Annotated in this window: 17 protein-coding genes; 7 read left to right on the top strand and 10 right to left on the bottom strand. The window is 68.5% G+C overall.

Features of this window, described 5'->3' with window-relative positions:
* The first annotated feature begins 63 nt into the window (after positions 1-63).
* Positions 64-2,115: an AMP-binding protein gene (locus T333_RS26160; RefSeq protein ID WP_496426162.1), complete on the top strand. Its 2,052-nt coding sequence runs from the start codon at positions 64-66 to the stop codon at positions 2,113-2,115.
* Here the strand turns inward: T333_RS26160 and T333_RS26155 are convergent, their stop codons facing one another.
* A complete protein-coding gene (locus tag T333_RS26155; protein WP_355001543.1) occupies positions 2,116-4,368 on the bottom strand; it encodes a serine/threonine-protein kinase in 2,253 nt (750 codons plus the stop codon).
* Positions 4,369-4,425: 57 nt separating this feature from the next.
* Positions 4,426-5,238, bottom strand: coding sequence for an ErmE/ErmH/ErmO/ErmR family 23S rRNA (adenine(2058)-N(6))-methyltransferase (gene erm, locus T333_RS26150; RefSeq protein WP_496426161.1), 813 nt, complete (start codon positions 5,236-5,238; stop codon positions 4,426-4,428).
* Positions 5,239-5,607: 369 nt separating this feature from the next.
* Here erm and ybiA point away from each other — a divergent pair, with 369 nt between their 5' ends.
* Entirely contained in the window at positions 5,608-6,159 is a 552-nt protein-coding gene (gene ybiA / locus T333_RS26145; protein WP_496426160.1) for a riboflavin biosynthesis intermediates N-glycosidase, read from the top strand.
* Here ybiA and T333_RS26140 read toward each other — a convergent pair.
* Positions 6,153-7,271: a tetratricopeptide repeat protein gene (locus tag T333_RS26140; RefSeq protein ID WP_496426159.1), complete on the bottom strand. Its 1,119-nt coding sequence runs from the start codon at positions 7,269-7,271 to the stop codon at positions 6,153-6,155. The genes ybiA and T333_RS26140 overlap by 7 nt on opposite strands.
* 402 nt (positions 7,272-7,673) lie before the next feature.
* On the opposite strand from T333_RS26140, the gene T333_RS26135 reads away from it, so the two are divergent.
* A complete protein-coding gene (locus tag T333_RS26135) occupies positions 7,674-8,753 on the top strand; it encodes an NAD(P)H-dependent amine dehydrogenase family protein (RefSeq protein ID WP_357247323.1) in 1,080 nt (359 codons plus the stop codon).
* The gene (locus tag T333_RS26130; RefSeq protein ID WP_067777980.1) at positions 8,750-9,232 is read left to right on the top strand and encodes a carboxymuconolactone decarboxylase family protein; all 483 of its coding nucleotides are present in this window, start codon (positions 8,750-8,752) and stop codon (positions 9,230-9,232) included. Before T333_RS26135 ends, T333_RS26130 begins: the two co-directional genes overlap by 4 nt.
* A 7-nt stretch (positions 9,233-9,239) precedes the next feature.
* Here T333_RS26130 and T333_RS26125 read toward each other — a convergent pair whose 3' ends face one another.
* The 3 genes from T333_RS26125 to T333_RS26115 form a co-directional block, all read right to left on the bottom strand.
* Positions 9,240-9,932, bottom strand: coding sequence for a hypothetical protein (locus T333_RS26125; RefSeq protein ID WP_355001537.1), 693 nt, complete (start codon positions 9,930-9,932; stop codon positions 9,240-9,242).
* Between the two features lie 208 nt (positions 9,933-10,140).
* Positions 10,141-11,694: an amino acid permease gene (locus T333_RS26120; protein ID WP_355001536.1), complete on the bottom strand. Its 1,554-nt coding sequence runs from the start codon at positions 11,692-11,694 to the stop codon at positions 10,141-10,143.
* A 218-nt stretch (positions 11,695-11,912) separates the two neighbouring features.
* Positions 11,913-12,245, bottom strand: coding sequence for a hypothetical protein (locus T333_RS26115; RefSeq protein ID WP_357247330.1), 333 nt, complete (start codon positions 12,243-12,245; stop codon positions 11,913-11,915).
* Positions 12,246-12,420: 175 nt separating this feature from the next.
* Here T333_RS26115 and T333_RS26110 point away from each other — a divergent pair, with 175 nt between their 5' ends.
* Positions 12,421-13,794: an FAD-dependent oxidoreductase gene (locus T333_RS26110; RefSeq protein ID WP_496426158.1), complete on the top strand. Its 1,374-nt coding sequence runs from the start codon at positions 12,421-12,423 to the stop codon at positions 13,792-13,794.
* 1 nt (position 13,795) lies between these two features.
* Here the strand turns inward: T333_RS26110 and T333_RS26105 are convergent, their stop codons facing one another.
* Positions 13,796-14,209, bottom strand: a complete 414-nt coding sequence (locus T333_RS26105; protein WP_355001533.1) for a nitroreductase family deazaflavin-dependent oxidoreductase — start codon at positions 14,207-14,209, stop codon at positions 13,796-13,798.
* A gap of 67 nt (positions 14,210-14,276) precedes the next feature.
* Positions 14,277-14,672 carry an ankyrin repeat domain-containing protein gene (locus T333_RS26100; protein WP_355001532.1) on the bottom strand — a complete coding sequence of 132 codons (396 nt, stop codon included), beginning with the start codon at positions 14,670-14,672 and terminating at the stop codon, positions 14,277-14,279.
* 94 nt (positions 14,673-14,766) lie between these two features.
* On the opposite strand from T333_RS26100, the gene T333_RS26095 reads away from it, so the two are divergent.
* Complete coding sequence (locus tag T333_RS26095; RefSeq protein WP_355001531.1) at positions 14,767-15,000, top strand: metallothionein; 234 nt, start codon at positions 14,767-14,769, stop codon at positions 14,998-15,000.
* A gap of 42 nt (positions 15,001-15,042) precedes the next feature.
* Here the strand turns inward: T333_RS26095 and T333_RS26090 are convergent, their stop codons facing one another.
* On the bottom strand, positions 15,043-15,669 hold the full coding sequence (locus tag T333_RS26090; protein WP_496426157.1) for a UdgX family uracil-DNA binding protein: 627 nt from the start codon (positions 15,667-15,669) through the stop codon (positions 15,043-15,045).
* Positions 15,670-15,695: 26 nt separating this feature from the next.
* A complete protein-coding gene (locus tag T333_RS26085; protein ID WP_355001529.1) occupies positions 15,696-16,853 on the bottom strand; it encodes a glutamate--cysteine ligase 2 in 1,158 nt (385 codons plus the stop codon).
* A 139-nt stretch (positions 16,854-16,992) separates the two neighbouring features.
* Between T333_RS26085 and T333_RS26080 the strand changes: the two genes are divergently transcribed.
* Positions 16,993-19,890 carry a UPF0182 family protein gene (locus T333_RS26080; RefSeq protein WP_496426156.1) on the top strand — a complete coding sequence of 966 codons (2,898 nt, stop codon included), beginning with the start codon at positions 16,993-16,995 and terminating at the stop codon, positions 19,888-19,890.
* The last annotated feature ends 13 nt before the right edge of the window (positions 19,891-19,903 follow it).

The following is a 19,903-nucleotide window of genomic DNA, read 5'->3' as shown; positions in this document are numbered from 1 at the left end:
CGGTACAAATACGTGACCACGCCGACCCGCGCACACGGGTGGGCCGGAGAGAAATGCACACAGTTGGTTACCGATGTCATCACCGTAGATGCCGAGTACGCAGTCGACCGCACGGCGGTGTGGGATCTGCTCACCGAACCGCAGACCTACGCGCGAATGTTTCAGGGGGTCGGATCCTGTGAGCGCGCCGAAACATCAGAAACGCAAACCATTCTGATAGTTCGCGCCGGTGGGCCCGATACCGAGATCACCGTACCGCCCATTCATCTGGTTGTCGCGCGGGAGCGCGAAATTCTCGAATTCCAATGTCCGGGCGCGGGCGGATTCGCCTCGGTTCGCTTGCGCGGCAACGAAGAACGCACCCGGGTCACCGTGACCTACGTCGGGCTGGGGCGGGTGCATCCGAGCATCGCCGCGTTCGACAAATCGGCGGTGATCGCCTGGACCAGTGCGGGATTGGACCGGATCGCCGACGCGGTGCGCGGTGCGCCGACCTCGGTGCTGGTCAATGGCGAGGATTCATTGGCACGCTTGCAGATCGGCGTCGCTCGGCAGCTGGTCAGCACCGGCGTGGTGCGCAGTTATCGTCCCGACCGCGGGCTGAAACAGCTGGGCGGACTTGCCAAATGGGGCTTCACCCTCGCGGGCGGCTACGCGGCCGCCGCGGCCTACACCCCGCAGCGGCCCGCGCTCATCGACGCCCGAACGACCTACAGCTTCGCCGAGGTGCACGGCCGCACGCATCGACTGGCCGGTGCGCTGGTCGCGCTCGGCATGGGGGAGGGCAGCGCGATCGGGGTGCTCTCGCGCAACAGCGCCGCGATGGTGGAGTGCATGGTCGCCGCGGGCAAGGTCGGCGTCGACGCGTTGCTGCTGAACACCGGGCTTTCCGCGCGCCAGATCCGCGACGTGATCGAGAAGCACGATCTCGCCGCGGTATTCCGCGACGACGAGTTCGATCCGCTGCTGCGCTCGGTGTCGCCGGAGCTGCCGCGCTACTCCACCTCCGACCCGTACCAGGGCGGTCCCGCGACGGTCGACGATCTGGTCGCCTGGGACACCCCGCCCTTCACCAGACCGGCCCAACCCGGCCGCCTGATCGTGTTGACCTCCGGCACCAGCGGTACGCCCAAGAGCGCACGACGCCCGCAGCCCAAAGGTTTCGGCACCGTCGCAGCCCTGCTCTCGCGCATCCCGTTCCGGATGGACGAGACGATGCTCCTGCCCGCGCCGCTGTTTCACACCTGGGGTCTGGCCGCTTTGCAGATCAGCACGCCGATCCGGGCGAGCGTGCTGCTCACCGAGCGTTTCGACGCCGAGGAATGCCTGCGCCTGATCGAGCGGTACCGCGTCAGCGCGATGGTCGTGGTGCCGGTGATGGTGAACCGGATCCTGGATCTGCCCGCGCACGTGCGGGCCCGCTACGACACCTCCAGCCTGCGGATCGTCGCCAGCTGCGGCGCGCCGCTGGACGGTTCGGCGGTGCTGCGGTTCATGGACGCCTTCGGCGACGTCCTCTACAACATTTACGGCTCCACCGAGGTGTCCTGGGCGACCATCGCCGACCCCGCCGACCTGCGCGCCGCGCCGACCACCGCGGGCCGCCCGCCGCTCGGCACGAAAGTCGCGGTGCTCGACGCCGACCTGCGTCCGGTGCCGCGCGGGGTGACCGGCCGCATCTTCGTCAACAACCACATGCTCTTCGACGGCTACACCGATGCCGCGCCGCCCACCGAAGCGGGCGGCATGCTCGACACCGGCGATCTCGGCTACGTCGACGCCGACGGCCTGGTGTTCGTCGCCGGACGCGACGACGAGATGATCATCTCCGGCGGCGAGAACGTCTTCCCGCGCCCGGTCGAGGAGGCGCTGTTGCGGCTGCCGCAGGTCAGCGAGGTAGCCGTGGTCGGCGTGCCCGACCGCGAATTCGGGCAGCGGCTCGCGGCGTTCGTGGTGACCCGGGATGGCGCCCGGATGGATCGGGAGATGGTGCGCGACTACATCCGGCACCGGCTCAGCCGCTTCTCGGTGCCGCGCGACGTGACGTTCCTCGAGGCGTTGCCGCGCAACGCGACGGGCAAGATCCTCAAGCGCGCGCTCGTCCGGCCCGGCTGATCACCGCGCGACGATGCGCTCCAGCGCGGCCAGGTCCTTCTCCAGCATGCGGAACAGCCAGTACACGCCGACGAAGGCGGCGGCACTGCCCACGCACAGCACCCGCAGCGCCACGATGACGGCCGGAATGTCCTCGGCCGGAATGAAGGTCGCGCCCGCGACGCCGAGCAGCGGCACCGCGGCGGCGATGGCGAGGAAGTAGGTGCTGCGCTCGTCCAGTTGCTCGAGCTGGATCGCGTCCGCCGGGCCGAGGCCGCCATGCGGCAGGAATCTCGGATACAGGCTGCGCACCGCGTAGAAGCTGACCAGGAAGTACGGGTAGGCCATCGCGATGGCTCCGCACACGATCTGGGTGACGAAGAAGTGCAGGTACGCCTCCGACGTGAGCTGGTTGCCCGAGGCCTGCACCGTCACCGGCACGACGATGCCGGACAACGCCCACAGCGCGAAGCAGGTCAGCACGTTGCGCTGGGCGAGTCGCAGGGTGTCCGAACGCGCTTTGGCGAGCCGGGCCGCGTCGTACTCGCGTCCCCTCTGCAAGCCGAAGGCGATCGGCAACAGATCGGCGATGAGCACATTGGTGACGATGAAGCCGATCAGGAAGCAGAGGCCGTAGGCGTTCAGCGCGATCTGGCGGAATTGTTCCTGGGCTTGATCGTCCAGTTTGTCGATGATCAGCGTCCGGTTGTGCTGGTAGCTGTACCAGATGGCGAACCAGTTCGGCACGCCGATGGCGCCTGCCATGACCGGAATCATCAGCTGCCAGACGCGCGTCCGCCAGCTGCCAGGGGGCGGATCGACCAGGTCGCGGGCGCGGGCGTCCAGGCAGACGTCGAGTTGCTGGGCCATCTCCGCGCCGGACGCCCAGCGCCGGTCGGGATCGGGTTCGAGGGCGCGCACCAGCGCGCGGCGCAGCGCGGCCGGGCAATCCGGCGGCAGGTCCTCGTAGGGCAGCGCGTCCGTGCCCGCCGCGCGGCGATCCAGCATGCCGTCCAAGGTGGTTCGGTCACCGCCGGTCACCGCGTCGTCGTGGAACGGTTTGCCTCCGGTCAGCAGCTCCCACAGCACCACGGCGAGCGAGTAGAGATCGCTGCGGGTGTCGAGATCGGCGGCCGTGCCCGGCTTGTCGGGATGCACCGCCGCCAGCTGCTCCGGTGACATGTACGCCAGCGAACCGCCGAAATAGGCCACCGGACTCGCGCCGGACACGTTGCCGCTGAAGCTGATGTTGAAGTCGGCGAGCTTCGGGATGCCCTCCGCGGTCAACAGGACGTTGGCGGGTTTGATGTCGCGATGCAGCACACCGCGGCGGCCCGCGTAGTCGAGCGCTTCGGCCAGCCGACGGCCGAGCCAGGCGATGGTCTCCGGCCATGACAGGCCGGCCAGCTCGGCGCGCACCGACGACTCGACCGGCGTGATCTCGCCCTTGCTCGCCAGCACCGCGTCGACGACCTCGAGCAGCAGCGCACCGCGGCGCTCGCCGGGCGGCGTCGCGCGCACCCGCTCCAGCACCGAGAACAGCGTGCCGCCCGGCACGTACTGCATGTACAGCAGGCGCAGGTGACGGGACGGCAGCACCCGCTGATCGAAGACCCGCACGATGTACTCGTGGTCGAGCTGGGCCAGCGTCTGCGGCTCGGCGCCCTTGTCGCGCGAGATCTTCAGCGCGACCAACCGCTGCATGGACCGCTGCCTGGCCAGGAACACCTTGGCGAAGGCGCCGCGGCCGAGGCTGGTCATCAGGTCGAAGTCGTCGATGCGCTGGCCGACGTCGACGTCGTCGAGGCGGACCGGTTCGGTGGCCGCCGTCAGCATGGTGCTGTGGTAGTCGTCGGTGGCCAGCATCTCCGAAAGCTCTTGGGCCTGCGCGGGATACGCGGCGGTGTACTCGCCGACCTGCACCGAGGTGCCGGCCTGCCTGCGCACGTGGAATTCCTCGTAGATGAGATCCGGCGGCAACGGCCAGGTACTCAGCTCCGGCAGCTCCTCGACGTATTCGGCGAGGCGCTTGGGCGCGGTGTTGCGCGACCACCGGTTCACGAGATCGACCTTGATCAGCTCGATCAACGACACCCGGCGGATGGCGGGGGAGTCGGGCAGGAAGGCGGGCAGGTCCGGCGGGGCCGGCGCGTCCCGCCACGCCTCCTCGAACCGCGCGACCACCTCCGCTACACCGGTACCGCGCCCGGCCGCGGCGGGCGACGAGCCCGTTGCGACCGTCGCCCCGGGTACCGGTGTAGCGGGGTGCGCCATGTGCGCATACTAACGCCGGGGCGGGGCGCTGATCAGTGCATTCTGGAACGAGATCGACTAGGACAGCGACTTGTAGAGCGCGATCCAGCGGTTCGGGTCCACCGTCGCCACCACTTCGCCGGCGGGCACATCCGCGCTTCGGCACGCCGCACGCACCCGGCGAGCTGGAAACTCCGTCGTCAAGGACGCCGCCAGCGACCCGCCGACGCCGGAGAAGCCCAGTTCCACCAGTCGCCGGTAGCCGGGCAAGGCATCCTTCGCGAGCAGTGGCCGCGACCGGTTGCGCAGGTGCAGCACCGCCGAGTCGACCCGCGGGACGGGCCGGAAGCGGGTGCGGTCGACGCGCGGACCCATCGTGAACTCGGTGATCGGCCAGTGCGTCACGGCCAGCTTGCTCCAGCGGCCGTAGTCGCCGGAGTGTTTGCGCGCGAACTCCAGTTGGGTCAGCAGGGTCGCCGAGGTCAGGTGCCGCGCGGCGAGGCACCACCGGACGATGTCGGTGGTGCTGGCGTACGGGATGTTGGCGACGACCGCGAACGGCTGGCGCGGCGTGGTCACCGACCGGAAGTCGGCCTGGAAGCAGCGGACCGTCGGGTCGCCCGCGTAGCGCTTGCGCAGCAGTGTCGCGTAGCGCGGGTCGATCTCGTAGGCCAGCACGCGACCGGCCGTGGCGGCCAGCTGACGCGTCAGCATGCCCGCGCCGGGTCCGATCTCGAGCACGAGATCCTCGGCGCCGATTCCCGACGCGTGCACCACCAGCCGCGCGGTGCCCGCGTCGGCGAGGAAGTTCTGGCTCAGCCGCTTGCGCGGGCTGACGCCGGAATGGCCGCGCGCGTCGCGGGAGCGCGGCAGGAAACGATTGCGGGACATGGGTGTCCTCCGAACGGAGTGGCCGAATCAGGAAAAGGTGATTCGCCCGGACCCATGCCAGGGCACAGTCGACGGACCGCGGACGCGGTCGTCGGGCGTCGCGTGCTCAGCTCGAAAGAGCTGCTGGATCAGCTCGGCGTCGAAGAAGCCGGATCGAAGTGATGCTGGAGCGGTGCGGTGCGCTGGCTAGGCCCGAGCCTCCGCGCGCAGCCGGATGAAGTACGCGCCGACCGCGCACGCTCCGTTGATGCCTGGACCTCCCATGGCCGCCAACCTACCGACCCACCCGAACCCGATGCCACTTCTTTTCGCGGCTCGGCTGCGATAAATCGAAGGCGTGCACCGCGCCGAGTCGGGCAGACTCGCGCCATGCGTTCGGTCGACGATCTGATCCAGTTCACCGCGGCGGGTGGCGCCGTGAAGTACCTGCCGTTCTGGGGCCATCGTCCACAGGCCGACGGCAGTGTCGGCAAGGGCTGCTTCAGCCAGTGGTGGCCCGCACCGTTCGACGTGGACGGCACGACGTTCGCGACGGCCGAGCACTACATGATGTGGCGCAAGGCGCTGCTGTTCGGCGACACCGAGACCGCGGCGAAAGTGCTCACCGTCGAGCACCCGAAACAAGCCAAGGACCTCGGCCGCCAGGTCCGCGACTTCGACGGGAAGCTCTGGGACGCCGAGCGTTTCGAGATCGTCGTCATGGGCAACCTGGCGAAGTTCGGCACCCACGACGAGCTGCGCCGATTCCTGCTCGGCACCGGCGAACGGGTGCTGGTCGAGGCCAGTCCGGTGGACCGGGTGTGGGGGATCGGGTTGGCCGCCGATCACCCGGACCTCACGGAACCGACGCGCTGGCTCGGCGCGAACCTGCTCGGTTTCGCGCTGATGCGGGTGCGGGAGGAACTCGGCGCGGCTCAGTAGGGGCCGACGGGCTGGCCTGCTTCGGCGGCCCGCTCGTCGGCGGCGCGGGCGCGCCACACCCGGGCTTCCGCGTGGTCACCGCGCCGGTCGAGCAGCTCGGCGAGCCCGGCCATCGCGCGTAGGTCGCGCAGTTCGGCGGCCCGGCGCCACCAGCCCTCGGCGCCGGCGAGATCACCCCGCCGGAACAGCACGACGCCGAGGTCGTATCCGGCGCCGGGGTGCCCGGCCGCGGCCGCCTGCGCCCACAGTCCGCACGCCTGCTCTTCCTCGCCGCGGCCGAACATGGCGACGCCGAGATCGTAGAGCGCGCCGCGATACCCGGTGTCGGATCCGCGTTCGACCGGACGGGGCTCTCCAGGGTCGCCGACCGCGGGGGCGACGGATTCGGCCGCACGAGTCTGTTCGGCGGACGTGGCCGACGGCGAATACGCTTGCGCCGCCGCGCTTGTGGCGCTCCTCGGGGCGGTGGTGGAGGGAGACGACGTCGCGGCGTATCCGGCCGGCGTGCCGTTGGGGTACGGCAGCGAGCCCGGCGTCCCGGCGTTCGGCATTTCGGTGTTCGTAATCGTTTCTGCCACAGGTTCTTTCGGGGTAGCGATGACGGGAGCGGCCGCGGTGCCGAGGCCGACGACCAGGTTGGCGAAGTTCGGCGGACCCTCGCCGACGCTGCACCACAGCGCGATCCGGCCGTCCGGCGTGTCCTCGATGAGGATGCCGTAATTGCCCATCCACGAGCGCTGCACGCCGGACTGGTCGACCCAGACCGGCGTGAGGGTGAACAGCGCGTCGGGGCCGGTCGGCGTGAGGGTGACGGTGGTGCCGCGGGCGAGCGCGTCACTCCACACGTCGAGGCCGGCGAGCTGGCGCCCTTCGAGGTCGATGTAACCACCGACCACCGAGAGACCGATTCCGTGCCCGCGCAGTCCAGCGGGCGGCGCGGCGGACAGCAGCGTCATGCTGAGCAGGGTGGTGGTGCGCCCGAACTGCTCGGTGTACATCGGGTAGACCATGCTGCCGTTCCAGCGGATCGGCTCGGCGGACTTGTAGAGCGCGGCGAGGGGGAGGTCGGGGGCCGAATTCTGGGGATGCCACTGCGAATACGGCTCGTTCATATGCTGGCGTCCCGCCTTTCCGCCGGATGCTCGTCCTACTTCTGCGCCTCGCGGCGGGCTATACCGTACTAGTCGCGACGGCCCTCGGCGGACCAATCCGGGGCCGATCAGGCCTTCCGCGCAGGACTGTTACGAAGATGAGTTCTTTCCCCGGTCCGGAAGCGATTTCGGGCACGGAAAGCACCGCCGAACTGACCCAAGATATGCGTAACTCATAGTTACATGTAACCTCTGGTTACAGTTAATTCTCTTCTGATTCGAAGATGCCGAATGGCGAATGCGCACTCATGGGGGCGCTGACTGACGCTTACGTTACCCCACGAGAACAGATCCCGCCCACTGAAGTGAGCGCGATCTCGTCAACCCCCGGACACCAAACCAAGCGCTTGCTACGCTCACGCGATGATCTCCACGATCGTCTGGGGCACCGGCAATGTCGGCCGTGCCGCCATCCGTGCCGTCGATGCCCATCCGGCCCTCGGTCTCACCGGCGTGCTAGTCCACGATCCCGCCAAGGTCGGGCGCGACGCGGGCGCGCTCGCCGAACTCGACCGCGAACTGGGCATCGCGGCCACCGACGACATCGACGCGATCCTCGCCGCTCGCCCGCGCGCTGTCGTCTATGCCGCCTCCGGCGACATCCGGCCCGGCGACGCCCTCGCCGACATCGTTCGCGCGATCCGGGCGGGCGCGGTCGTGGTCACCCCGGCGCTCTACGCGCTCTACGACCCGCGCAGCGCCCCAACGGAATTGCGCGAGCCGGTCCTTGCCGCCATCGCCGAAGGCGGCGGTTCGCTGTTCGTCTCCGGCGTCGATCCCGGCTGGGGCAACGATGTGCTGCCGGTGCTGATCAGCGGGCTGGCGAGCACCGTGGACGTGGTGCGCTGCCAGGAGATCTTCGACTACACCACCTACGACCAGCCCGACTCGGTGCGCTACCTGGTGGGCATGGGCCAGCCGATGGACTACCAACCGCCGATGCTCGCGCCGACGGTGCCGACCATGGTGTGGGGCGGGCAGATTCGGCTGATGGCCCGCGCGCTCGGCGTGGAACTCGACGAGATCCGCGAGACCCTGGACCGGCGCGCGCTGGAGACCACCGTGCGGACGGCGAAGATGGGCGAGTTCGCCGAAGGCACCCAGGGCGCGGTGCGTTTCGAGGTGCAGGGCATCGTGGGCGGGGAACCGCGCATCGTCATCGAGCACGTCACCCGCATCCACGCCTCGTGCGCGCCCGACTGGCCGACGCCGCCCGACGGCGACGGCGCGCACCGGGTGATCATCGAGGGCCGCCCGCGCATCGAGGTGACGGTCGAGGCCACCGACGAGGGCGGTAATCGTTCCGCGGGCGGCAACGCCACGGCGGTGGGCAGATTGGTCGGCGCGATCGACTGGCTGGTGGCCGCCGAGCCCGGACTCTACGACGCACTCGACGTCCCGCTGCGCCCAGCGGTCGGCAAACTCGGAAGGAAGAATCCATGATCGTCGACGTTCCCCAGGGCAAGGATCCCATCGGTTACGTGTGGGGCGAGATGGTCCCCGGCATCGGGATCGCCGCGTCCGGCTTCTCGCTCGCGGTGTACGAACACAGCACGCTCGGCCTGCGCGAGTTCGAGGCGGCCCGGCTGCGCATCGCCCAGATCAACGGCTGCGTGTTCTGTCTGGATTGGCGCACCGAGCGTGACGGTGTGAAGGTCGAGGAGGAATTCGCCGACGCGGTGACCGCGTGGCGCACCACCGACGCCTTCGACGAACGCACCAGGCTCGCAGCCGAATACGCCGAACGCTACGCCACCGATCACCACAACCTGGACGAGGAATTCTGGGCGCGGATGAAGGCGCACTACAGCCAGACCGAGATCGTCGAGCTCAGCATGAGCATCGGTTCCTGGCTCGCGTTCGGGCGGCTGAATCACGTGCTCGGCCTGGACACCGCCTGCGTGCTCCCCGGCCACTCCTGATTCCGGCCTATTTCCCCTCCCGAATCCATTCCACCCGGTCCAGAGTCGACCAGTCGTCGCTGGCCCACTCCCAGATCAATCGCGCGACGAGACTCGGATCCGAGAACGCCGCCGCGAAGAAATGGTCGGTGTGCGCGCTGTCGTGAATTTCCAGCGTGTACGCCATCGGCCCGTCGCGATAGGTCTGAATGAAGGTCTCCCGATCGTCGGGGCGGCTGACGATGAGAAACGGCGTGGCCGCGAGCTGGGCTAGATTCGGAATCCAGTTCAACACTTGGTCTTTCGTCATCGATCGGTAGCTGCGCTCACCGCCGATATCGACGTCGACGACGCGAAAGCCCGGGGCCGGGGTGAGGGTGCGCTGCTGCCCGTCGTAGAGCTCGTAGTCGAAGCCGGTGATCAGATCCTCGAGCAGCTGCCGCACCGGGCCCGCCGCGTAGTCCACCGCCGAACCCCTGGTCCGTCGCCGATCCAAATCGTCGGCGGCCGTGACCCGCACCGCGTCGCCCGCCGCCTCGATCCGCACGGCGGCGTGCGGCCGCGAGGCCGGGAGCGCCGCGTTCCACGCCGCCAATCCGGCGAGCACCACGATCCGTAGATCGTCGTCGACGGGCTGCCCTTGCTGCGAACGGAAATAGGACGGCACTTCCACCGCCGATGCGACGACCCCCGCGGGTACGACGACGTACTCGTAACTCACGCAACCAAACTAGCCGCGCCGCGCCGCGTACGCACCCCGATGAATGCCGAAATACCGCCAGGCACAAACTTTTACACGCTTTCAAGTGCTGCGGGAAGTTCGCTCATCCGACTGTTAACGATCGGCAACGGTGGCGCGGATCTGCTCCGCGCCACCGTTGCGTCTCATGGTCGAAATCGACCAGACGCCCCAAGTCCGCCGCTGCGCCTCAGGCGTTCACGGGCGCCTCGTCACCGCTCGGATCGGTGGACTCACCGACCGTGCGCTTCGGCCCGGTGAACCAGCGCCGGGCCGAGACGAACCACCAGATGGCGATCGCACCGACGACCCCGACCAAGGTCAGTGGCGCGTAGTTCACCGTGGTCCAGGTGAAGTCGCCGTTCCACGGGTAGCCGCGATCGTCGGTCGGCAGGATGAACAACACGCTGATCACCGCGATCCACGCCAATGCGACGAGCCCGATCGGCCGATACCATTTCCCGAGTTGCCACGGGCCGGTCTGGAAACGCGAACCGTGCAGCTGCCGCAGCAGGATCGGGATGCCGTAGGCGATATAGAGGCCGATCGTGGCCACCGACGTCGCCGCCGCGTAGGCAGTCGGCGCGTTCGCGGCGGGCACCAGCATCGACGGAATCAGCAGCACGAACGCGAAGAACGAGATGAACAGCACCGCGTGCACCGGCACCTTCTTCGCCGACAGCTTCGCCCAGTAGGCCGAGCCGGGCACCGCGCCGTCACGGGAGAACGCGAACAGCATCCGCGAGGCGGAGGTCACCGAGGCATATCCGCAGAACAACTGCGCGACCGCCGCGATGATCAGCAGCAGTCCCGACCAGAACGAGTCGAGCGAATTCTCCAGGATGTAGATCACCGGATAGCCGCTGTTCTTCTCCGGATCCAGCGCGTCGTCCAGATTCGGAATGGCGAAGGTGACGGCCATGATGAGCAGATAGCCCGCGACCGCGGAGACGAGAATCGTGTTGATGATGCCCTTGGCCGCCGAGCGGGCCGCGTCGTGGGTTTCCTCCGACATGTGCGCGGACGCGTCGTAGCCGGTGAACGTGTACTGCGCGTGCAGCAGACCGAGCAGGAAACTGAACGCCACGCCGCCGAAGCCGACCGCGCTGTTGTCCACGGTCTCGGTGAACACGAATCCGGCGCTCTGGTGGTTCTTCGCGCCGAAACCGAGTACCAGGACGAAGATCGCCACACCACCGACGTGCCACCACGCCGAGATATTGTTGATGACCGCCGACAGGTGCGGGCCGATCGCGTTCAACACCGCGTGCAACACCAGGATCGCCGCGAAGACCAGGAAGATCGCCGTGCGGTCCGTACCGATATCGATGCCGATCACGTTCAGCACCACGGTGGTGAAAATCGCCGCGCCGTAATCGATGGCGGCGGTCACCGCGATCTGGCCGATGAGATTGAACCAGCCGGTGAACCACCCCCAGACCGGGCCGCCCAATTCGGCCGCCCACCAGTAGAGTCCGCCGGAAGTGGGGTAGGCGGAAGCCAATTCGGCCATCGCCAAACCGACGAACAACACCATGATCGACACCAGCGGCCAGCCCCACGCCATGGTGATCGGGCCGCCGTTCGCCAAACCGATTCCGTAACTGGCCAATCCGCCGGTGAGAATCGAGACGATGGTGAAACTGATGGCGAAGTTGGAGAATCCGGACCAGGATCTCGCGAGATCCTGTTTGTAACCGAGTTCGGCGAGCCTGCGTTCGTCCTCGGACGGTGTTTCGGTCATGATCGCTCCCGAAGTGAAAACGCTGCCCTCATACAGCGTTTGCCAGAAGCTCAGTGTGAAGTAAAGCCGGGTGGATCACCGGCCGAACGGTCAACCCGGGGCGGCAGTCACCGGTTCGGTGTGCTATCGCGCCCCTCGCCCGTCCCGCCGACTCTCGATCGTGCCGCTCGACGAGGGCGCGCGCGGTGCGGGGCACGATCGCCTTCCGGGGCGAACGTTCAGCGGCCCCGGTCGCCGCCCTCGGCGCGTGCGCACGCATCCGTCGACCGGTGCTCCCGGCCGAGCGTCGCCGCACCGGCCGAGCAGGAACCGCTCGGTTCGCCGCCGCCGGGGGAGCGCACCGGAACCAACCCGGCGACGGAGGCTACGACGCCGACCGCCGCGAGTATCAAACCGAGGTCGGTGAGTTTGCGGTCCCAGCGCCCGGCCGGATCGGCGCCCGCGGTCCGCGGATTCGCCAGTCGCCAGCTCGCGGCCAGCACGAACGCCACCGCCGCGAACACCAGCAGCGGAATTCCCACCCCCGCGAGTAGTTCTCGTACGCCACCCATCGTCACCACCCCTGTTTCGTCCGGGCGAATCCAAACGACCCGCGACGCCCCCGGCGGCGGCCTCGCGCGGACGAACCCGCCCCCAGCGACGGGCAACTTATCGCACCCGAATCCGACCCGCAAGCGCGCCGACACCACGCGCGCCCGCGACGGTCCGCCACGTAGCGTGAGCGTCATGACCGAACGTCTCGTTGTCATCGGCGCCGACGCGACGGGCATGTCGGCGGCCTCACAGGCCCGCCGCATGGCCGGTCCTGCGGAGCTGGAGATCGTCGTCTTCGAGCGCGGCGGCTTCACCTCCTATTCCGCGTGCGGGATCCCGTACTGGGTGGGCGGATTGGTCGCCGAACGCGACTCGCTGATCGCGCGCACCGCCGAGGAACACCGCGCCCGCGACATCGATCTGCGGCTACACACCGAGGTGCTCGAGATCGATGTGGCGGGACAGCGCGTGCGCAGCCGCGACCTGGGCTCCGGCGCCGAATCGTGGACCGGCTACGACCAACTGGTGATCGCCACCGGCGCGCGCCCGATCCGGCCCGCACTGCCCGGCATCGACGCCGCGGGCGTGCACGGCGTGCAGACTCTCGACGACGGGCAGGCGCTGATCGACACCCTCGTCGCGACGGAGGGCAAACGGGCCGTCGTCGTCGGGGCGGGCTACATCGGCGTGGAGATGGCCGAGGCGCTGATCAATCGCGGCTACCGGGTGACGGTCCTCGACCGCGGCGCCGAGCCGATGTCGACGCTCGATCCGGATATGGGCGCGCTGGTCCGAACGGCCATGTGCGGCTTGGGAATCGAGATCGTCAGCGCCGCAGAGGTCACCGAGATCCGCACCGACGACAGCGGCCGCGTCCGCGCCGTCGCCACCGCCGACGGCGAATATCCGGCCGACGTGGTGGTGCTCGGCATCGGCGTGCGCCCCGAAACCGCGCTGGCTCGCGCCGCGGGTCTGCCGCTCGGCGAGTACGGCGGCCTGCTGACCGACCTGTCCATGCGGGTGCACGGCCACGAGAACATCTGGGCGGGCGGCGACTGCGTGGAGGTGCTCGACCTGGTCTCCGGCCGTCTGCGGCACATCGCGCTGGGCACCCACGCCAACAAGCACGGCCAGATCATCGGCGCGAACATCGGCGGGGGTTACGCGACCTTCCCCGGCGTGGTCGGCACCGCCGTGAGCAAGGTCTGCGATCTCGAGGTGGCCAGGACCGGTCTGCGCGAGAAGGACGCGCACGCGGCGGGCTTGCAGTACGTGACCGTCACGATCGAATCCACCAGCCGCGCGGGCTATTACCCCGAACCCGCGCCCATGACCGTGAAGATACTGGCCGAACGGCGCACCGGGCGGCTGCTCGGTACGCAGATCGTGGGCCGTGAGGGCGCGGGCAAGCGGGTCGACATCGCCGCGGTCGCGCTCACCGCCCGGATGACGGTCGAGCAGATGACCGCCCTGGATCTCGGCTACGCGCCACCGTTCTCGCCGGTGTGGGACCCGGTGCTGGTCGCGGCGCGTAAGGCGGTGACCGAGGTACGGCGGCGCGGCTGAGTCAGCCGTCGCCGCGCTGGACCGCGACCACCGGGATCACGCGGGTGGTCTTTGCGCGGTAGTCGCCGAAGGCGGGCATCAGCTCGACCATCCGGTCATAGAGTTCGTCGCGTTCCGCGCCGGTCACGAATTCCGCCGCGGCATGGAACTTCTCGGTGCCGACCTCGACGGTGAGCTCGGGTTTCGCGCGCAGATTGTGATACCAGGCGGGATGCCGGTCGGCGCCGCCGTTGGACGCGACGAGCACCATGCGGTCACCGTCGGGCAGGTAGACCAGCGGGTTGGTGACCTGCCGTCCGCTCTTGGCCCCGGTGGTGGTGATCAAAACCATGTTGGTCCTACCCTCGAACATGCCGCCGACGCGGCCGCCGTTGGCGCGGAATTCCTCGATCACCTGTGCGTTGAAATCGCTCATCTCGGTCCTGTCCGGTCGCGGTTGCCTCACGGCCAACCTGGGGTCGGCCGCGGAAATTCCGCCCGGCTCAGTTCAGCGCGTCGAGCAGCTCCGTCTTGCCGAACATGGTGGCCGCGTCGCGGGCCGACGGGGTGCCCGCGTCCGGGTCGGCGCCCGCCGCGACCAGTAGGCGGACGATCTCGTCCTCGCCCTTGAACACCGCGCCCGCCAGCGGCGTCTGGCCCTTGTCGTTGGCCCGGTTGGGGTCGGCGCCGCGCACCAGAAGCATCGCGACCGCGTCGCGGTGGCCGTGGTAGGCGGCGAGCATGACGAGGGTGTCGCCGTTGTCGTTGGTGAGGTCCGCGGGTACTCCGGCGTCGACGTAAGCGGCCAGCGCGTCGGCGTCGCCGTGACGCGCCAGGTCGAAGACCTTGCCCGCCAGTTCGATCACTTTGTCCGCATCGGAATCGTCTGGGCTCACCACCTCTTCCTACCAGGTTCGGCGGTTTCGCCGTGGCAACCTCGGGTACCGCGCCAGCAGATCACGCCGGAACCACGACACCAAGGAGGCGAGTTCGATGCCGGTATGCGATACCTGCGGCAACGACTACGAGAAGACGTTCACGGTCACCCGAAACGGCTCGTCGGCGACATTCGACAGCTTCGAATGCGCGGTCAGCGCGCTGGCGCCGATCTGCGAGCACTGCTCGTGCCGGATTCTCGGTCACGGCGTGCAGGCGGGCGAGCAGATCTACTGCTGCGCGCACTGCGCACACCAGGCAGGTCACCGGGCTCTCGTCGACCACATCTGAGGCACTCGGCGGGGCGCGGCGCGGGCCGGAGACGGCCCGCGCTCAGCCCGCGTCCATCGCGGCGCGCACCGCGCGTAGATCCGCGACGAATCCCTTGTAGGCCGTGTCGCGATCGGGTGCGCGCAGCACCGCAGACGGGTGCACCGTCGCGACGACCCGGTAGTCGTCGGAGAACACCACGTTGCCGCGCTCCTCGCTCACCTTGAACGAGGGGCCGAGCATCGCCTTGGCGGCGACCGCGCCGAGACACACCACGAGTTCCGGGTGTATCGCGTCCAGTTCGGCGGTCAGCCACGGCGTGCAGGCGACCACCTCCGTGCGTCCCGGCGTCTTGTGGATCCGGCGCTTGCCGCGTTCCTCGAACTTGAAGTGTTTGACCGCGTTCGTCACGTAGACGGTGTCGCGGTCGATGCCGACTTCCTCGAGCGCTTTGTCCAGCAACCGGCCCGCGGGACCGACGAAGGGGTGTCCCTCGATGTCCTCGCGGTCGCCGGGCTGTTCGCCGACCACGAAGACGGACGCGTTCGCAGGTCCTTCGCCGAACACGGTCTGCGTCGCGTCGTGGTACAGCTCGCAGCCGTGGCAACCGCACGAGGCCGCACGCAGCGTTTCCAGGTCCGCGCCCGCGGGGACGAATTCCTCGGCGCCCTTGGCTTTTCCGGCACCCATCACCGGCTCCTTCCGCCGACGATCAGCTACCTGTGCGGGCTACCCGCGCCCGCCTCACCGAAACCGAGCGGCTCCTCGGGCAACGCGCAGCCCTCCAGGGTGGCGGCGGCCAGTTCGGCGACCACGTCGGCGACGTCACCGCCCGCGCGGAAGGCGCGCAGCTGACGCGTCGCGCCGTTGCCGCGCTCGAGCACCGCGGCGATGGTGTCGGCGACGAACTCGCGATCACCGAGTTCCTTCAGGGCGGGCTCGACGTGTTCCACCAGTTCGCCGAGCAGCTCGCGGGCGGGCAGCACGCGCCCGTCCATCGGCGCGACCGCGTCGCCGTCGATGCCGCTTCGCGCCGCTTTCCAATAGGCCGCGCGCAGCATCTCCGCGGCGACGGCAGGGGCCGTCCTGCCCTCGTCCAGCGACTGACGCGCCATGATCACCGTCGCGCGCACCAGCGTGGCGAGCAGCGTGGTCTCGGCCACCGTCGCGGGCACATCGCTGACCCGGATCTCGACGGTCGGATAGGTGATCGACCGGCGCACGTCCCAATAGACCATCTTCTCGTCGAGCATGATGCCGCTGGACAGCATCATCGCGACCAGATCGTCGTAGTCGTCGGCGCAATGGAAGTACGGCGGCGGTCCCGCGCTCGGCCAGCGGCGCCACAGGATGTTGCGCCAGCTCTTGTACCCGGTCTCCACGCCGCGGTAGATCGCGGAATTGGCGGTCAGCGCGAGAAACAGCGGAAGCCACGGCCGCAGGTAGTTGCTCACCTGCACGGCGGTCTCGCGATCGGGTACGGCCACGTGGACATGGCAGCCGCACAGACCCTGCTCGTGGGCGAGCATTCCGAAACCGTCGGCGATGCGGCGATAGCGCGGAGTATCGGTGACGGGGTAGTGGAGCGGGACCGTCGGCGGGATCGCCACGGCGAGCAGGCGGGCGTCGTTCATCTCGGCGCAGGAGGCGACGCCGCGGCGCAGATCGCGCAGCTGCTGGGCGAGGTCGCCGGTGCGGGTGTGAACGCCGGTGTTGGTCTCGATCTGGCAGCGCGTCAGCTCCAACTGCAGGTCGAGACCGAGATCCTCGGCGGTCCGGGCGACCGCGTCGTTCTTGGCGGTAGGAGCACCCGTGCGCGGATCGGCGAGGAGGAATTCCTCCTCGACCCCGACCGTAGACGAGTCCACGTCCATGTGGGTAGGTTACCGCGCTGACCTGAGGCTATGCCTCGAGCTCGAGCTAATTCGGGCAGCGGCCCCGGTAGAATCGGACCAGACGGTCTAGCGTCGGCCGTGCCTGCTCTCGGCCTGCGCGACCACGGGAGAGTGGGTGATGAGCGCACGCGACGGTCTCGGCCCGCGGCGGTTGCCGCACAGCACTCGGGTGCTGGTGATCACGGCCGTGCTGTTGCTGGCCGCCTTGATCGTCGTTCCGCGCTTGGTCGGCGCGTACGTCAGCTGGATGTGGTTCGGGGAGGTCGGTTTTCGCGGCGTCTGGCTCACCGTGCTGCTCACCCGGCTCGCGCTGTTCGTCCTCGTCGCGCTGCTGATCGGCGGCGCGTTGTTCGGGGCGATGTGGCTGGCGTACCGATCTCGTCCGCTCGTGCTGCCCGACACGGGGGACGAGGACGTCCTGCGTCCCTATCGCACCGCCGTGCTGCGACGGCCGCGGCTGTTCGGCCTCGGCATCGCCGCCGCGCTGGGCCTGCTGTGCGGTCTGATCGGACAGTCGGGCTGGGTGACGGTTCAGCTGTTCATCCACGGCGGGTCCTTCGGGCTCTCGGATCCCGAGTTCGGCCACGACGTCGGCTTCTACGTCTTCGATCTGCCGTTCTACCGGCTGCTGGTCAACTGGCTGTTCGTCGCGACGGTCCTCGCGTTCCTGGCCTGCCTGGCAGCGCACTACCTGTTCGGCGGCCTACTCCTTTCCGGGAAGGCGAGCGGGTTGAGCCACGCGGCTCGCGTCCAACTCGCGGTGCTGGCAGGCACATTCATCACCCTCAAGGCGGCCGCCTACTGGCTCGACCGCTACTCGCTGCTGTCCACCCGGAGCAAGGAGCCCACCTTCGCCGGTCCCGGCTACACCGACATCAACGCGGTGCTTCCCGCCCGGCTGATCCTCTTCGCGATCGCGGTCATCTGCGCGGTGGCGGTCTTCGCCGCCGTCGTGGTCCGGGACCTGCGCATCCCGGCGATGGCCGCCGCGCTGCTGCTGTTGTCATCGATTCTGGTCGGCGCGGTCTGGCCGCTGTTGGTCGAGCAGCTCTCGGTCCGCCCGAACGCCGCCGATATGGAGCGCGTCTACATCGAACGCAACATCACGGCCACCCGGCAGGCGTACGCGATCGGCGGCGACCACGTCGAATACCGTGACTACCCGGGAATCGGCACCAAACCGCCGCCGGAGGTGCCCGCGGACGTGACCACGATCGCCAACGCGCGCCTGCTGGATCCGAATGTCCTCTCGCGAACCTTCACCCAGCAGCAACAGCTGAAAAACTTTTACAGCTTCCCCGCGCATCTCGACCTCGATCGCTACCGCATCGACGGGGAACTGCGCGATTACGTGGTGGCCGCCCGCGAGCTGACGCCGAACGCGCTGAGCGGCAACCAGCGGCACTGGGTCAACCGGCACACCGTCTACACGCACGGAAACGGATTCGTCGCCGCGCCCGCCAATCGCGTCAACGCCGCGGTGCGCGAGGCCGCGGGCGACGCCGCGAGCAGCAATAGCGGATACCCGATCTACACGGTGAGCGACATCGCCTCCCAATCCTCCGGGCAGCAGGTGATTCCGGTCGATCAGCCGCGCATCTACTTCGGCGAAGTGATCGCCGAGTCGGACCCGGACTACGCCATCGTCGGCGGTGGCGCCGAACCCCGCGAATACGACACCGACGCGACGAAATACACCTACACCGGCTCCGGCGGCGTGCCGATCGGTAACTGGTTCAACCGGATGGCCTTCACCGTCTTCTACACCGAACGAAACATCATCTTCTCCAAGGCGATCGGCGATGATTCCAAGATCATCTTCAACCGGGACCCGCGCCATCGCGTCGAACTCGTCGCGCCCTGGTTGACGACCGACCACAACCCATATCCCGCGGTCGTGAACGGGCGAATCGTCTGGATCGTCGACGCCTACACCACCATCGACGGCTACCCCTACGCCAAGCACACCTCACTCGACATGCTCGAGCCGCCCGGCGAGACCGGTGGGCGATCGCACGACATCTCCTACCTGCGGAACTCGATCAAGGCCACCGTCGACGCCTACGACGGCACCGTCACCCTGTATCAGGTCGACCAGGACGACCCGGTGCTCGCCGCGTGGATGAAGGTCTTCCCCGGCACGGTCGAACCCGAGGAGTCGATCACCGACGAGTTGCGGGCGCACTTCCGCTACCCAGAGGACCAGTTCAAGATCCAACGCGAGATGCTGGCCAAGTATCACGTGGACGAGCCGCGAGAGTTCTTCACCACCAATGCTTTCTGGTCGGTGCCCAGCGATCCCACCGTCGAGACCAACCCGCACCAACCCCCGTTCTACGTCCTCGTCGGCGACCCGGGCAGCGCCGAGCCGACGTTCCGGCTCGCCACCGCGATGGTCGGATTCAACAGGGAATTCCTCTCCGCCTATGTCTCCGCGGACTCCGATCCGGAGAACTACGGCAAGATCACCGTCCTGCAACTGCCCACCGACACCCTCACCCAGGGTCCGCAGCAGATCCAGAACTCGATGATCTCCGACACCAGGGTCGCCTCCGAGCGGACGCTGCTGGAGCGCTCGAACCGGATCCAGTACGGCAACCTGCTGACCCTGCCGATCGCCGACGGCGGTGTGCTCTATGTCGAACCGCTGTTCACCGAGCGAATATCCAACGCGCCCAACGGATCGACGTTCCCGCAGCTTGCGCGGGTGCTCGTCAGCTATCGGGAGCCAGGCACCGGCGGCGTCCTCGTCGGTTACGCCCCGACCATCGCCGAGGCGCTCGTCCAAGTCTTCGGTCCGGAAACGGGTCGGCTCGCCACCGCACCCGGCGGTGGTCCCGCGGCGCCGCCGCCACCGGGGCAGCAGCCGCTCCCGGCGCCACCGCCGCAGGCACAGGCCCCGCCACCGGTGGATCAAGCGCGGCTCGCCGAGCTCAACGCGCAGATCGACGCCATGCGCGAAGCCCTCGACCGGCTCCAGCGGGAGCTGAACGAACTCGGCATTCCCGGTCGATAGTCGTTGTCGCCGA

The sequence above is a fragment of the Nocardia sp. CNS-044 genome (genome assembly GCF_059570515.1).
The sequence above is the reverse complement of the archived record's forward strand: the minus strand, read 5'-3'. Positions and strand labels throughout refer to the sequence as shown.

Bases quoted from the DNA above. Each gene is read 5' to 3' on its own strand.
- T333_RS26140 (WP_496426159.1), bottom strand. From the start codon at position 7,271: ATGAACGAGCCGTATTCGCAGTGGCATCCCCAGAATTCGGCCCCCGAC.
- T333_RS26105 (WP_355001533.1), bottom strand. From the start codon at position 14,209: ATGAGCGATTTCAACGCACAGGTGATCGAGGAATTCCGCGCCAACGGC.
- T333_RS26080 (WP_496426156.1), top strand. From the start codon at position 16,993: ATGAGCGCACGCGACGGTCTCGGCCCGCGGCGGTTGCCGCACAGCACT.
- T333_RS26110 (WP_496426158.1), top strand. From the start codon at position 12,421: ATGACCGAACGTCTCGTTGTCATCGGCGCCGACGCGACGGGCATGTCG.
- T333_RS26095 (WP_355001531.1), top strand. From the start codon at position 14,767: ATGCCGGTATGCGATACCTGCGGCAACGACTACGAGAAGACGTTCACG.
- erm (WP_496426161.1), bottom strand. From the start codon at position 5,238: ATGTCCCGCAATCGTTTCCTGCCGCGCTCCCGCGACGCGCGCGGCCAT.
- T333_RS26135 (WP_357247323.1), top strand. From the start codon at position 7,674: ATGATCTCCACGATCGTCTGGGGCACCGGCAATGTCGGCCGTGCCGCC.
- ybiA (WP_496426160.1), top strand. From the start codon at position 5,608: ATGCGTTCGGTCGACGATCTGATCCAGTTCACCGCGGCGGGTGGCGCC.
- T333_RS26115 (WP_357247330.1), bottom strand. From the start codon at position 12,245: ATGGGTGGCGTACGAGAACTACTCGCGGGGGTGGGAATTCCGCTGCTG.
- T333_RS26085 (WP_355001529.1), bottom strand. From the start codon at position 16,853: ATGGACGTGGACTCGTCTACGGTCGGGGTCGAGGAGGAATTCCTCCTC.
- T333_RS26130 (WP_067777980.1), top strand. From the start codon at position 8,750: ATGATCGTCGACGTTCCCCAGGGCAAGGATCCCATCGGTTACGTGTGG.
- T333_RS26090 (WP_496426157.1), bottom strand. From the start codon at position 15,669: ATGGGTGCCGGAAAAGCCAAGGGCGCCGAGGAATTCGTCCCCGCGGGC.
- T333_RS26155 (WP_355001543.1), bottom strand. From the start codon at position 4,368: ATGGCGCACCCCGCTACACCGGTACCCGGGGCGACGGTCGCAACGGGC.
- T333_RS26120 (WP_355001536.1), bottom strand. From the start codon at position 11,694: ATGACCGAAACACCGTCCGAGGACGAACGCAGGCTCGCCGAACTCGGT.